General features: G+C 35.3%; 10 protein-coding genes, 1 tRNA gene and 2 rRNA genes (1 of these 13 running past the window's edge). All 13 read right to left on the reverse strand.

Features of this window, described 5'->3' with window-relative positions; translation table 11 throughout:
- A 23S ribosomal RNA gene (locus H3N56_RS06935) occupies positions 1–1,786 on the reverse strand; it reaches 1,128 nt to the left of the window's first position.
- 152 nt (positions 1,787–1,938) lie between these two features.
- Positions 1,939–3,452 (reverse strand): 16S ribosomal RNA (locus H3N56_RS06940).
- The 16S and 23S rRNA genes sit together here, the layout of an rRNA operon.
- Before the next feature lie 261 nt (positions 3,453–3,713).
- Positions 3,714–5,063 (reverse strand): glucose-6-phosphate isomerase, encoded by a 1,350-nt coding sequence (locus tag H3N56_RS06945; protein WP_185880496.1) that lies wholly within the window; start codon positions 5,061–5,063, stop codon positions 3,714–3,716.
- Positions 5,064–5,100: 37 nt separating this feature from the next.
- Positions 5,101–5,550 carry an S-layer homology domain-containing protein gene (locus H3N56_RS06950; protein ID WP_185880497.1) on the reverse strand — a complete coding sequence of 150 codons (450 nt, stop codon included), beginning with the start codon at positions 5,548–5,550 and terminating at the stop codon, positions 5,101–5,103.
- A gap of 99 nt (positions 5,551–5,649) precedes the next feature.
- Positions 5,650–5,724 (reverse strand) — tRNA-Gln (locus H3N56_RS06955).
- Between the two features lie 56 nt (positions 5,725–5,780).
- Entirely contained in the window at positions 5,781–6,071 is a 291-nt protein-coding gene (spoVG, locus tag H3N56_RS06960; RefSeq protein ID WP_185880498.1) for a septation regulator SpoVG, read from the reverse strand.
- 35 nt (positions 6,072–6,106) lie between these two features.
- Positions 6,107–6,964 (reverse strand): 4-(cytidine 5'-diphospho)-2-C-methyl-D-erythritol kinase, encoded by an 858-nt coding sequence (ispE, locus tag H3N56_RS06965; protein WP_185880499.1) that lies wholly within the window; start codon positions 6,962–6,964, stop codon positions 6,107–6,109.
- Complete coding sequence (locus H3N56_RS06970; protein ID WP_185880500.1) at positions 6,964–7,254, reverse strand: RNA-binding S4 domain-containing protein; 291 nt, start codon at positions 7,252–7,254, stop codon at positions 6,964–6,966. The genes ispE and H3N56_RS06970 overlap by 1 nt, the downstream gene beginning before the upstream one ends.
- Before the next feature lie 56 nt (positions 7,255–7,310).
- On the reverse strand, positions 7,311–8,078 hold the full coding sequence (gene mazG, locus H3N56_RS06975; RefSeq protein WP_185880501.1) for a nucleoside triphosphate pyrophosphohydrolase: 768 nt from the start codon (positions 8,076–8,078) through the stop codon (positions 7,311–7,313).
- The gene (gene mfd / locus H3N56_RS06980; protein WP_185880502.1) at positions 8,062–10,827 is read right to left on the reverse strand and encodes a transcription-repair coupling factor; all 2,766 of its coding nucleotides are present in this window, start codon (positions 10,825–10,827) and stop codon (positions 8,062–8,064) included. The genes mazG and mfd overlap by 17 nt, the downstream gene beginning before the upstream one ends.
- Before the next feature lie 138 nt (positions 10,828–10,965).
- Positions 10,966–12,810, reverse strand: a complete 1,845-nt coding sequence (mnmG, locus tag H3N56_RS06985) for a tRNA uridine-5-carboxymethylaminomethyl(34) synthesis enzyme MnmG (protein ID WP_185880503.1) — start codon at positions 12,808–12,810, stop codon at positions 10,966–10,968.
- 85 nt (positions 12,811–12,895) lie between these two features.
- Positions 12,896–14,263 (reverse strand): tRNA uridine-5-carboxymethylaminomethyl(34) synthesis GTPase MnmE, encoded by a 1,368-nt coding sequence (gene mnmE, locus H3N56_RS06990; protein WP_185880504.1) that lies wholly within the window; start codon positions 14,261–14,263, stop codon positions 12,896–12,898.
- A gap of 12 nt (positions 14,264–14,275) precedes the next feature.
- Complete coding sequence (jag, locus tag H3N56_RS06995) at positions 14,276–14,965, reverse strand: RNA-binding cell elongation regulator Jag/EloR (RefSeq protein WP_185880505.1); 690 nt, start codon at positions 14,963–14,965, stop codon at positions 14,276–14,278.

The raw sequence follows: 14,965 nt of genomic DNA on the forward strand, positions 1-14,965 counted from the left end.
CACAGCTTTGCGACGCGTGTTCGCTGACCATGAAAGGCACCCCTTCTCCCGAAGTTACGGGGCAATTTTGCAGAGTTCCTTAACGAGAGTTAGCCTGTCCGCCTTAGATTTCTCATCCTGACCACCTGTGTCGGTTTGGGGTACGGGCACTAATATCTTTAAACGCTTAGAAGCTTTTCTCGGCAGTGTGGTATTTGCACCTTCATCTTACGACTCCGTATCACGCCTCAGATCTAGTCTCGCGGATTTTCCTACGAGACCACCCTACACGCTTACACTGGCACTTCCGTTCGCCAGCGTGCATAACCTCCTGCGTCCCTCCATCACTCAATATCAGTGGCACAGAAATATTAATCTGTTTTCCATTCGCCTACGCATTATAGCCTCGGCTTAGGACCCGGCTTACCCAGGGAAGACAAACTTTACCCTGGAACCCTTGGTCTTCCGGCGTGGGAGATTCTCGCTCCCATTCTCGCTACTTATTCCTGCATTCTCACTTCTGATACCTCCAGAGTCGCTTACGCTTCTCCTTCAACGGCCTACAGAACGCTCTCCTACCAATTGCTTACGCAATTCCACAGCTTCGGTTTATAACTTAGCCCCGTTACATTGTCGGCGCAGAGACTCTCGACCAGTGAGCTATTACGCACTCTTTAAAGGTATGGCTGCTTCTAAGCCAACCTCCTGGTTGTTTGTGAATCTCCACCTCCTTTCCCACTTAGTTATAATTAGGGACCTTAGCTGGTGGTCTGGGTTGTTTCCCTTTTGACCATGGAAGTTAATTCCCATAGTCTCACTCCTGAGCTCTTAAATTATGGTATTCGGAGTTTGATTGATTTCGGTAAGCAATATGCCCCCTAGATCATTCAGTGCTCTACCCCCATAATTGAACACTCAAGGCTGCACCTAAATGCATTTCGGAGAGAACGAGCTATCTCCTGGTTCGATTGGCTTTTCACCCCTAAACCTACCTCATCTCCCAACTTTTCAACGGCGGTGAGTTCGGGCCTCCACTGTGTCTTACCACAGCTTCACCCTGGACAGGCTTAGATCACCAGGTTTCGCGTCTACGCCCAGCGACTATGTCGCCCTATTCAGACTCGGTTTCCCTTCGGCTCCGTTAAACTTAACCTTGCCACTGAACGTAACTCGCAGGATCATTCTCCAAAAGGCACGCCATCACCCCGAAGGGCTCTGACCGCTTGTAAGCACATGATTTCAGGTTCTATTTCACTCCCCTCCCGGGGTTCTTTTCACCTTTCCCTCACGGTACTATGCGCTATCGGTTAGTAAGAGTATTTAGCCTTACGAGATATGGTCCTCGCTGATTCACACAGAATTCCTCGTGTTCCGTGCTACTTGGGATTAGTTACGCATTTGAAACAGGTTACCTGTACGGGGCTATCACCCTCTACGGCGAACTTTTCCAAGTTCTTCCAGTTCGGTGTTTCAAAATGCTGAAAGCTTTACAGACTTTCTAGAGACTATCCCGCTACCCCATATACACAACGGCTGTAACCTTGACATGTATATGGTTTAGGCTCACCCCCGTTCGCTCGCCGCTACTTAGGGGATCGTTTTTACTTTCTTTTCCTCGCGTTACTTAGATGTTTCAGTTCACGCGGTTCCCTCTTTCGTGCTAAGACTCCATCTTAGCAGATTTCTCCATTCGGAAATCCTAGAATCAATGTTCGATTGCAACTCCTCTAGGCTTATCGCAGCTTACCACGTCCTTCATCGGCTCTTACTACCAAGGCATCCTTCATGTGCCCTTAATATCTTAACCTATTTTTATTTGACAGACTAACTACTCAAAGATTATTTGAATTGTTAGTTATTTGTTAATTATTCTCTCAATATCTACTATATAGTTTCCAATGTCCAAAGTTGATGATAGAACATCATCAATCGAATAGAGAAAGATTGTAGTCTCCTTAGAAAGGAGGTGATCCATCCGCACGTTCCCGTACGGATACCTTGTTACGACTTCACCCCAATCGCTAATCACACCTTAGGAACATCCCTCCCTTACGGGTTAGGCCTGCCACTTCAGGTGCAACCAACTCTCGTGGTGTGACGGGCGGTGTGTACAAGACCCGAGAACGTATTCACCGCAACATAGCTGATTTGCGATTACTAGCGATTCCAACTTCATGTACTCGAGTTGCAGAGTACAATCCGAACTAAGAACAGCTTTAAGAGATTAGCTCACCCTCGCGGGTTGGCGACTCTCTGTACTGCCCATTGTAGCACGTGTGTAGCCCAGCGTATAAGGGGCATGATGACTTGACGTCATCCCCACCTTCCTCCTGCTCGTCGCAGGCAGTATCGCATGAGTGCTCAACTTAATGGTAGCAACATACAAAAGGGGTTGCGCTCGTTGCGGGACTTAACCCAACATCTCACGACACGAGCTGACGACAGCCATGCACCACCTGTCACCAAGTTCCGGCAAGCCGGCACATCTCCATCTCTGGAAACTTCTTGGGATGTCAAACGCTGGTAAGGTTCCTCGCGTTGCGTCGAATTAAACCACATGCTCCACCGCTTGTGCGGGTCCCCGTCAATTCCTTTGAGTTTCATACTTGCGTACGTACTCCCCAGGCGGATCACTTATCGCGTTAGCTTGGGCGCTGAGGTTCGACCCCCAACACCTAGTGATCATCGTTTACGGCGTGGACTACCAGGGTATCTAATCCTGTTTGCTCCCCACGCTTTCGCGCTTCAGCGTCAGTATCTGTCCAGTGAGCTGACTTCTCTATCGGCATTCCTACAAATATCTACGAATTTCACCTCTACACTTGTAGTTCCGCCCACCTCTCCAGTACTCTAGACTAGCAGTTTCCAACGCAATACGGAGTTGAGCCCCGCATTTTAACATCAGACTTACTAATCCGCCTAGACGCGCTTTACGCCCAATAAATCCGGATAACGCTTGCGACATACGTATTACCGCGGCTGCTGGCACGTATTTAGCCGTCGCTTCTTCTGTTGGTACCGTCATTTTTTTCTTCCCAACTGAAAGCACTTTACGATCCTAAAACCTTCATCGTGCACACAGAATTGCTGGATCAGGCTTGTGGCCCATTGTCCAATATTCCCCACTGCTGCCTCCCGTAGGAGTAAGGGCCGTGTCTCAGTCCCCTTGTGGCCGTTCACCCTCTCAGGCCGGCTATCCATCGTCGCCTTGGTGGGCCATTACCCCACCAACTAGCTAATGGAACGCAAAGTTCTCTTCTAGCGCATATAGCTTTCATAAGAATCCCATGCGAGAAACTCATAATATCCGGTATTAGCTGTCGTTTCCAACAGTTGTCCCAGACTAAAAGGCAAATTCTTTACGCGTTACTCACCCGTCCGCCACTTTCCATTCCGAAGAACTTCAAGTCGACTTGCATGTGTTAAGCATTCTGTCAGCGTTCATCCTGAGCCAGGATCAAACTCTTCATTCAAATATATTTTTAAAGTCTTACGACTTAATGTACACCATTTAATGGTTGTTATTGCATAACTTTTGACTATCTTTCTCTATTCGGTTGCTAATGTCCTATTTGTTTGTTGTTTTGTTTTTCGTCCGTGGTGTTTTCCACTGAACAAATATAATTATATCTTAACTTACAAGTTTTGTCAACAAGTTTTTTTGTTTATTTTAAAGTTTTAAAAAAAATATCACAGAACCCTAGCAAACACTAGGATATCTGTGATAATATTTTTTATTTTTTTAATCTAGAATTCAATTCTTTTGCTTGTTCTTCAAATCCTGGCTTACCAAGTAATGCAAACATATTAGCTTTATAAGCTTCAACTCCTGGTTGATTAAATGGATTGATACCTAAAATATATCCACTTACAGCACAAGCCTTTTCAAAGAAGTAGAATAAGTAACCAAGTTGGAAAGCTGATGCTTCAGGAATAGTTATCTCTAAATTAGGTACTCCTCCATCAACGTGAGCAAGTATAGTTCCATCTGCTGCTTTCTTATTTACAAAGTCCATTCCTTTTCCAGCTAAATAATTTAATCCGTCTAAATCATTTTCCACTTCTTCTATTATTATATCGTGGTCTGGTGTATCTATACTTATAAGAGTTTCAAACATAACTCTTTTTCCATCTTGAATAAATTGTCCAAGTGAATGTAAGTCAGTTGAAAAATCTGCTGCTGCTGGGAATATTCCTCTTTGGTCCTTTCCTTCCGATTCTCCAAATAGTTGCTTCCACCACTCTCCTATATAATGTAGTCTTGGTTCGTAGTTTATAAGTAACTCTACATCTTTACCTTTTCTATTTAATATATTTCTAATTATTGCATATTTATAGCAGTCATTTTCTGCAAGAGGTGCTTTATAATGTTCTGACGCTTCTTTTGCTCCAGCCATTAAATCATCTATAGATATTCCTGCTGCTGCTATTGGTAATAATCCAACTGCTGTTAAAACAGAGAATCTTCCCCCAACATCGTCTGGTACAGTGAATGTTTCATATCCTTCATCTGTTGCTAATTTTTTCAAAGCGCCCTTTTGAGAATCAGTTGTAGCATATATTCTTTTTCTAGCTTCTACCACTCCATACTTTTCTTCTAAATGCTTTTTGAATATTCTAAAAGCTATAGCTGGTTCTGTTGTTGTTCCAGATTTTGAAATTACATTAACAGAGTAATCTCTGTCTCCTATCATTTCTAAAAGATCTGTTATATATTTACCCGAGATGTTTTGTCCAGCAAAATAAATCTCAGGACCTTTTCTTTTATCTTTAGGTAAGTTATTGTAAAAAGAGTGAGATAAAAATTCTATTGCTGCTCTCGCTCCTAGATATGATCCTCCTATTCCTATTACTATAAGAATTTCAGAATCAGATTTTATCTTTTCTGCTGCTAACTTTATTCTATCGAATTCTACCTTGTCATAGTTAGTTGGTAAATCAACCCAACCTAAGAAATCATTTCCTGCTCCACTTTTTTCTTCTAGAATTTTTACTGCTGTTTCTCCTTGACCATGCATAAGCTTTATTTCATTCTCAGATAAAAAATTTAAAGCATTTGAATAACTAAATGATAATCTTTTCATATAACGCCTCCATAAATATATAATAAAACAAACTTTATTAATTTCCCAATTTTTCCTCTAATACCTGAATTCTCTTATTCAACTCATTTATTGAAGACGTATTATCTCCTATACTTTTTCTTAGAAGATTGACATCTATCTCTAAATTGGATATTTTGCCACTGAAAGTTCCAGCATCAAATCCAATCTTATTAAGTTCTTGTGAAAATTCATATACCAAACTTTCAAGTAGTATCAAATCCCCTCTATCAGCTTTATCAGCTTGAAGTTGATTGACAGCTTTAGATAAATTGTATGCAAACTCATATCTACTAAGTGGTACATTTCCTCTAAATTCAAAAGCATCTTCTGCAATTATATTCTTTTGAACCAAATTACTTATAGCTTTATAGGCCCAATGCTCCTTTGGTACATCCTGAAATTTTAGTTCCTCTTGAGAATAAGCTAAAACTCCAAGGAATATGTAAAGGTATAGAAATCTTTTCAAAATCTTTCACCTCTTCGTGATTTTTTTTAAGTATAGCACAAAAAAAGTAAAAAAAAAACTGCCCATTGGACAGTTCGTAATTTGTCATTATTATATTAGTGGCTGGGGTGGCTGGATTCGAACCAACGCATAACTGAGTCAAAGTCAGTTGCCTTACCGCTTGGCGACACCCCAATAACCTCAAATATAGTAACATATTTCTTCATTAAAGTCAATAGGTTTTTTTTACTTTATACAACTTCTGCTACTACAACATCAGTAGATTCCATTTCATTGTATTTTGCAATAACTGCGTCAGTTATTTCTTTTCTTAATTCAGGAGTAATTGGATGTGCAATATCCTTATATTCTCCATCTGGCATTTTTCTTGAAGGCATTGCAACGAACATACCCTTTTGTCCATCGATTATTTTTAATCCATGGATTACAAAGCACTCATCAAAAGTCACGTCTGCATAGGCTTTTAATTTCAATTCGTTTTCATTTTTTACTGTTCTTAATCTCACGTCTGTAATTCTCATATTATAATGCACCTTCCTTTTATTTTAGTAGTTTATTAAAAATCGCAAAGATGTACTTCGCAGTTTTCTAACCTCTTTTTAAGCTCGTCAAGACAAAGCTCAGCTTTATCTCTCTCAATAAAAGTAAAGTATGCACTTCCACTACCAGACATAAAAAACATCAACTCTTGAAATTCAGCCAACTTCTTTCTAAAACTGATAATATCCATATTGTCAATAAGTAGAGCTTCCTCTAAATTATTTTCAATTCCCATCTTTACCATATCCAAGCTATTTTTTCTTAACCCCTTAAGAATTTTATCAATATCAGCTTTTTTCATATTAGAAAGTTTTTTCATGTTTCCATAAGCAACTGCTGTAGAAACACCAAAATTTGGTTTTATTACGACCACCCTATAGTCTAAATTATTCTCCACTTCTTCTAATATTTCCCCAATACCCTGAACCCTACATGCACAATCTTTTATAAAAAATGGAATATCAGCTCCGATAGATTTACCCAGATCTATCAACTGAGATTCATTTAGTATCTCTTTGTGATAACTATTTAATGTCTTTAAGAATATAGCTCCGTCAGAACTTCCACCACCTAACCCAGCTTCGTGTGGTATATTCTTTTCTAGATAAACAGTTATTCTCCTTTTTTCTAATCCTGTAATTTCATAAAACTTATCATAAATCTTATATAAAATATTACTTTTTCCTGTAGGAATCTCAGCTTTATTGGTTGTAATCTCTAATTCTCCAATTTCTTCATAAAATTCTACAGTCAATTTATCTGAAAGAGATATGGGTACCATAACCATATCTAATAAGTGATAACCATTTTCTAATTTTCCAACTACGTTTAACCCTAAGTTAATTTTAGCTCTAGCTTCTAAGTTAAACCTCATTAAAAAATATCCTCCTCTCCATCCAAGTTTATAACAATACCTTGACTGTCTAAAAGTTTTAATAATTCTGAAGTTTTATTCTTTGATACGTTACCTTCTGGAACCTCCAATATTTCAAATTTGAAATATCTATTGTAATATTCCAGTTCCAGTATCATACCAACTTTTACTTCAGTACTGGCCTTAGCAACTTTTCCATTTAATTTTGCTTTTCCACCGTCTACAACCAACTTTGCTATTGGCCTTCTTTTTATGATTCTACTCACTTTTAAAAACTTATCTAATCTCATCTTTCTCCCTTTCTGATTCTTATATATACTCTATTTTTTTTATATGTCAATAGTTGCTATTTTACATTTTTTTTAGCAGCTTGCCAAAAAATTTCCATTTCATCTAAAGTTGCTGTTTCTAAATCACATTTTTCTTCTACATAACGAAATCTTTTATCAAACTTTCTTATAGTGCTGTTTAGAGACTCTTGGCTATTTATTCCAAGGTATCTTGAAAGATTTACTAAAGAGAATAATATATCTCCCATTTCATCCATCATCTGATTTTTCTGTTTATCTTTCAATGCCTGACGAAACTCTTTTATCTCCTCTTCAACTTTATCTAAAACTCCCTCCACATTTTCCCATTCAAATCCAACTTTAGCAGCCTTCTTTTGAATTTTTTCAGCTTTTAGTAATGCTGGCATATGTTTTGGTATTCCATCTAAGATAGAAGTTCTATTTTTATGTTCTGCCTCTGTCTTTTTAATTTTCTCCCAATTTATTTTAACTTCTTCACTTGTAGAAGTGGGACATATCAAATCATCTTCAAAAATATGAGGATGTCTTCTGATTAATTTTTCACAAAGAGATTTTATTACATCATCTACATTGAACTCTCCCTTTTCTTCACAGATATTTGATTGGAATACAATCTGTAAAAGTAAATCTCCAAGTTCACCCTTTAAAAGATCTCCACCAACATCCATAACTTCAAGAACTTCATAAGCCTCTTCCAGTAAATATGGTTTTAAACTTTCTAAGTCTTGCTCCTTATCCCAAGGACACCCATCAGGTCCACGAAGCTTTTTCATAATTTCCACCAATTTATAAAACTCTGTCATTTTCTCCTCCTAAATACCATTCTAAAAATTCAACCATCTCACCCTTATAATATAAACCTTTCTCTCTTTGAGAATATCTAGCTTTTCCATCGCTTATCAATTTATGAAGTTTTTCAAAATTAACTAAAACTTCATTAAAACTAATAAAATATCCATCTTCAGTAGATTTAATCTCTACTACATTTGCAATCTTTGCTAATATCTTTATTTTCAAAAATCTAAAAAGATTTTTAACCTCTCTAGGTTCTTTTCCAAATCTATCTCTTAATTCTCTTTCTAAAAGAAGTAGCTCATCTAAATTATCAATATCTAGTGCTCTTCTGTATATAACCAATTTTTCATTTGAAGAAATATATGAATCTGGAATAAAAGCTTCTTCATCTAAATCTATCTTTACTATATTTTCACTTTTTTCCTCTCCTTTAACTTTTCCAATCTCTTCTTTTAAAAGTTTCATATAGAGATTGTAACCAAAAGTTTCAAGTGCTCCATGCTGTTTATCTCCTAAAATTTCTCCAGCACCACGTATTCTCATATCTTCAAGAGAAAGTTGGAAACCACCACCAGTTGGCTCAAGATTTTTTAAAGACTCCTCTCTTTGAGCAGCTTTTTTTCCAAAATCTTTATCAGCATCTTTTACCAAATAACAATAACCCTTTCTCTTTCCTCTTCCAACTCTTCCACGAAGTTGATAAACTTGTGAAAGTCCCAATTTATCCATGCCTTCAATTATTATTGTATTTGCATTTTCTATATCAATTCCATTTTCTATTATAGTTGTACTAAGAAGTATATCTATCTCTCCATCTTCAAATGCACGAAGTCTTGCTTTTATCTCTTTTGGAGTCATCTTTCCATGTATATACTCTATATTTATAAATTTGGGAACTATTTTTCTTAATTCCTCCAATTTTTTCTCCATACTTTTAACTACATTGTAGATATAAAAGACTTGTCCTTCCCTAGCAATCTCTCTCATAATTGCATCTCTTATCTCTTTTTTATTATTGTCCATAATCATAGTTTCAACTGGAATACGACCTTCCGGAGCTGTTTCTATAACAGAAATATCTCTTATACCCAAAAGTGCTAAGTTTAGAGTTCTTGGAATAGGAGTAGCTGTCAGGGTTAACATATCAACACTATTTCTTATTTTTTTTAAACTCTCTTTTGCCTTAACTCCAAATTTTTGTTCCTCATCTACAATTATTAAACCAAGATTATTAAATTTTACATCGGATGAAAGAGCTCTATGAGTTCCTATCACTACATCTAAACTTCCAGATTGTAATTTTTTTATAGTTTCATTTTGTTCTTTATCACTTTTTAATCTACTTAGAATATCCATTGTTATTGGATACTCTTGAAATCTCTCCTGAAATCTTTCAAAGTGTTGCTGAGCTAAAACTGTTGTCGGAGCTATTAGTAAAACTTGTTTTCCATCCATTATAGCTTTAAAAGTAGCACGCACTGCAACTTCCGTCTTTCCATATCCAACGTCTCCACAAACTATTCTATCCATAACTTTTGAAGATTCCATATCTCTTTTAACATCTTCTATGGCTCTTCTTTGATCTCTAGTTTCTGTATATTGGAATTTTTCTTCAAATTCATCTTGCCAAACAGTATCTGGTGAGAAGCTATATCCTATATTCATAGCTCTCTTAGCTTGAATTGCCACTATATCTTTAGCAAACTGAAGCATCTCTTCTTCGAGTTTCTCTCTACGCTTTTTAAATCCTCTTCTTCCAAGATTATATATCTCTGGAACATTTCCAGGATCACATATATATCTTTCAATTCTATTTATACCATCTATTGGAACATATAGCTTATCTTCACCGGCATATTTTATCATCAAGTAATCTTTATTATCTATAATCTCAATTCCTAAATATATTCCCACTCCATAATTTTCATGAATTATATAATCATTTTCACGTATTTGAGAAAATTCATTATATTTTATTCCATCTTTTGTAAAATCTTTTTTTCTACTAAATTTTTTATTATCCGACTTGATTACTTCCAATGGAGTAAATTTCTCTTCAACATCAATAAAAAAATCTCTAATTTCCTTCTCTTTTTCCCTATCTCTTAAAACATTCTCTTCAAGTCTGTAACGTAACAGTTCCGGGTTCTCTATGAATAGCTTCAAATCTTTTTTGTGAATTTTTTCTACAATATTCATGAAGCTTATTCTGTTTTCATTATTTTTGTCTATATACATATACACTTCACTTATTTTCTCTACAGTTTTCTGTGTATATATAGAAAAATACGATATTCTATCTATCTCATCTCCAAAGAATTCTATACGAACAGGATTTTCTCCACTTGGTGGGAATACATCAAAAATATCTCCTCTTATAGAGTACTCCATTCTCTTCTCTACCAAGTAATTCCTAGTATAACCGCTACTTTCAAGCTTTTCTATCAAATCTTTCTGAGAAATAACTTTTCCAAGTTTAAGACACAATCTTTCGCCATCGAAGATATAATTTTTTAATATCCCTTCCAACGAAATTAATATTATATACTCTTTTTTATTTTTGATAGTATCAATAAGTTCATAATTTATTCTATAAAAACTTTCATCATCTAAAAGATCATCAACTTTAACTATATTTTTTATCCCTTTCTCTTGAAGCATATCAAAATATATATCTATATTTTTATTTGAAGAGGCCAAATATATTACCTTTCCTCGCTCTTTACTTAGAAAAAATGGGACTTCATCTCTGAACATTATCTCACTCCTTTGTATACTTCATATGTATACTATCAATAATACTATCTAATTATAGATTGAAAATTATAAAATAGCAAAAAATAAAAAGAAGTATTAAAAAGTCATATTGCTTTCTAATACTTCTCTATCTTTTTCTTATCTAATTGCTGCTATTAATAGGGCTATATCGTTTCCTGTAACCCCACTTATTCTTGAAGCTTCTCCTATTGACATAGGTCTTACTTCTTCAAGACCAGCTCTTGCTATATTAGAAATACTTTTTACATCAGAGTAATTAAAGTCTTCAGGTATTTTCATATCTTCTAACTTTTTAAATCTTTCAATTTGCTGTTCTTCTCTTTCAATAAATATTTCATATTTAATCATAGTTTCAATTTGATTTTTAACAAATTCTGGATGATCTTGAATTTCAAGTAGATGTGCTATATCATCATAGCTTACTTCCTTGAATTTTAAAAGTTCACTAGCTGGAACACCTTTAGTAAGTCTTTGCTTAGCTCCAACTTTTTCTAACAGTTCATTTGCTTCAACCATTGGTACTTTTATTTCTTTTATCAATTTTATCTCTTCATAGACAGTTGCTCTACATTTTTTTAGATACTCTATTTTTTCAACCGGAACTATTCCAATCTCTTCAGCTTTATCTAAAAGTCTCATGAAAGCATTATCAAATCTAAGAGTTAATCTATACTCAGAACGAGATGGTAAAACTCTGTATGGTTCTGGAGTTTTCTTATGGATTATATCGTCAACTAATACTCCTAAATATCCTTCGTTTCTATGGAAAATAATAGGCTCTTTACCCATAGTCTTTCTAGCTGCATTTACTCCAGCTATGAATCCTTGAGTTGCTGCTTCCTCATATCCAGATGTTCCATTTATCTGTCCACCAAAATATAAGTTCTTTACTTTTTTATTTTCTAAACTTGGATAAAGCTGTGAAGCTGGAGCATAATCATACTCTACAGCATAACCATATCTCATTATTTTTGCATTTTCAAGTCCCTTTATACTTCTCAACATTGCGTCTTGAGCAAATGGAGGCATAGCTGTTGTAAGTCCATTTATATAAAGTTCATTTGATTCTTGAGATTCTAATTCTAAGAAAATTTGATGGTCAAATTTATCTGGGAAATTAAGAACTTTTCTATCAAGAGATGGACAATGTCTAGGACCATGAGTCTCTATTATTCCTGATACGATTGGAGAGTGTTTTAGCATAGCCTTTGTAACTTCTAAAGTTTTCTCAGAAGTATGAGTTAGCCAAGTTGGAACAACTCTATTCTCTTTTTTCTCTGTATAGATTGAGAAGTATCTAGGATTCTTTTCTCCATATAACTCTTGCATTACAGAAAAATCTACAGTACGTTTATCTATTCTTGGAGGAGTAGCTGTTTGATATCTCTCTAGGTGAACTCCATTTGCAAGAAGTGAATCAGAAAGTTTCTCTGCTGAGTTTTCTCCCTGTCTTCCAGCTGGATATTTAACGTCCCCAATTACAACTCTTCCCTTTAAAAAAGTTCCAGTTGCAAGAACAACAGTTTCACTAAAATATTCTATTCCTAAAGCTGTCTTTACTCCAATTACTGTTCCATCTTCCACTAAAATTTCTTCAACTGTATCCTGCATAGTTTCAAGATTTTCTGTGCTCTCTATAAGCTCTTTCATTTTCTCTCTATACCAGAATTTATCAGCTTGACCTCTAGTTATTCTAGCTGCTGGTCCTTTACTTGTGTTTAGATGTTTTAACTGAAGATTATATTTATCAGTATGTCTTCCCATTTCTCCACCAAGGATATCTATCTCAGCAACTAAATTACTTTTTCCAGGTCCTCCAATAGATGGATTACAAGACATCATTCCAATATTATCTAGATACATAGTGAACATCAAAGTTTTTCTACCAAGTCTTGCAGATGCAAGAGCTGCTTCAACTCCAGCATGACCTGCACCAACAACGATTACATCATATCTATTCATATTTTTTATTCTCCTTATTAATGTCCGTATACATAAGTAAAAACATTAGCCACCTAGATGGTGGCTAATGTTTATCAGGCTTTTTTTATTTTCCTACACAGAAATTACTAAATATGTGATCTAGTAAATCTTCATTACTTATCTCACCAGTAACTTCTGAAAGGGCATCTAATCCCTCTTTTAAATCTACCGCTATTAGATCCATAGGATATCCAGAATCTATAGTTTCAAATATATTTCTCACAGCATCTTTTGTTTTTTCCAGAGCTGATTTATGTCTTACGTTAGTTATAACAAGTTTTTCTGAAGAATCCTCCACTTGACCTGAAACTACGTATCTATAAATCTCATCTTCCATAGCATCGATACCTGTATTTTCTTTAGCTGATATCTTTATCCACTTCTTTATTTTAGTTAAAGGAGTTACATCTATTTTAGTTTCAACATCCATCTTATTCATAAGACCAATTACTTTACCAGCATCAATCGTATTATAGATTTCCATATCTTCTATATCCAGTTCTCTTGAACCATCGACAACGAAAAGAACTAAGTCCGCCTTTTCAATCATCTCTTTAGATTTTTCTACTCCGATATTTTCAACAAAGTCTTCTGTCTTTCTAATTCCTGCAGTATCTACAAGAATAAGAGGAACACCTTTTAAGTTGATAACTTCTTCTATGATGTCTCTAGTTGTTCCAGCAATATGTGTAACAATAGCTCTTTCCTCTTTTAAAATAGAGTTTAGTAAACTAGACTTACCAACATTTGGTTTTCCAACTATAGCTGTTTTCACTCCCTCTTTTATCATCTTACCTTTGTCATAAGATTTTATTAGAGCGTCTGTTGTATTCATAACTACATGAAGATTATCTACTAGATCAAGAGGTAACGGATCATCTATTCCCTCTTCAGGATAATCAAGTACAACATTTACGTGAGCAGCAACATCTAGTAAGAGCTTTTTAAGATGGCCTATCTGCTCTCTTAAATCACCACGAAGCTGATTTAACGATAGAGATATACTCTTATCAGTCTTTCCATGTATAAGGTCCATAACAGACTCTGCTTGAGTTAAGTCGATTCTTCCATTTAAGAAAGCTCTTCTTGTAAACTCTCCAAGTTCAGATATTCTTGCACCTTTTTTTAAAATAAGTTCTAATACTCTTTCTGTGATAAGAAATCCACCGTGACAGTTAACTTCCACTATGTCTTCTTTCGTATAAGTATTAGGACCTTTCATTATTGAAACCATAACCTCATCTACTAAGGTTTCTCCATCATATATATGCCCGTAGTTAATACTGAAATTTCTTAAATCTTCAATTGATTTTCCAGATTTCGGTGTAAATATTTTTGATAGTATACATAACGAGTCAGGACCAGATATTCTTACAATTCCGATTCCACCTTCTCCTCTTGGAGTTGAAATAGCTGCGATAGTATCAAACATTGACATTCACCTCTACTTTTTTCTTTTTATAACTATGTATCTCTTAGGGTCTCTTCCTTCGCTATAAGTATCAAGTTCAGAATATTTATTAATAACCTCATGAATAATCTTTCTCTCTCTTGGAGGCATAGGATTAAGCTTTATAAGTTTATTTGTCTTAAGAGCTTTTTCAGCCATTTTTCTAGCTAAATCTCTTAATGTTATATTTCTTTTCTCTTTGAATCCTTCAACGTCTACTTCAACTCTTATTTCTTTAACAAGAGCATTTAGTAGGTACTCATAACTATTTAGAGTTTTTCCTTTTTTCCCTATGATGATTCCATTGTCTTCACCATAAAGATTTACTACACAGTTTTTTCCATCTAATCTTAAAACTTCAGCTTTTAAATCCAATCCCATTTGATCAAGTAAATCTTGAGCTTTAGAGATAACTATCTTTTCTAACTCAGGTCCACTTACTTTCTCTCTTGTTACTGATGCTACTGAAACTGGTTTTTCTTCTGGCTGAACTTCTTCAGATATTTTTTCTCTTGTAACTTCTATTTCATAAATTCCATCTTTGGCGAAAAATCCAAAGAAAGATCTGCTTTTCTCTTTTTCTTCTACTCTAACAACCTGTTCTGGTGTAGCTTCTAATATTTTAAGAGCTCTTTGAATAGCATCTTCTCTATTCATAGCTTTAATTTCTATTATATTATCCAT

The organism is Cetobacterium sp. 2A (genome assembly GCF_014250685.1).
Classification (GTDB): domain Bacteria; phylum Fusobacteriota; class Fusobacteriia; order Fusobacteriales; family Fusobacteriaceae; genus Cetobacterium.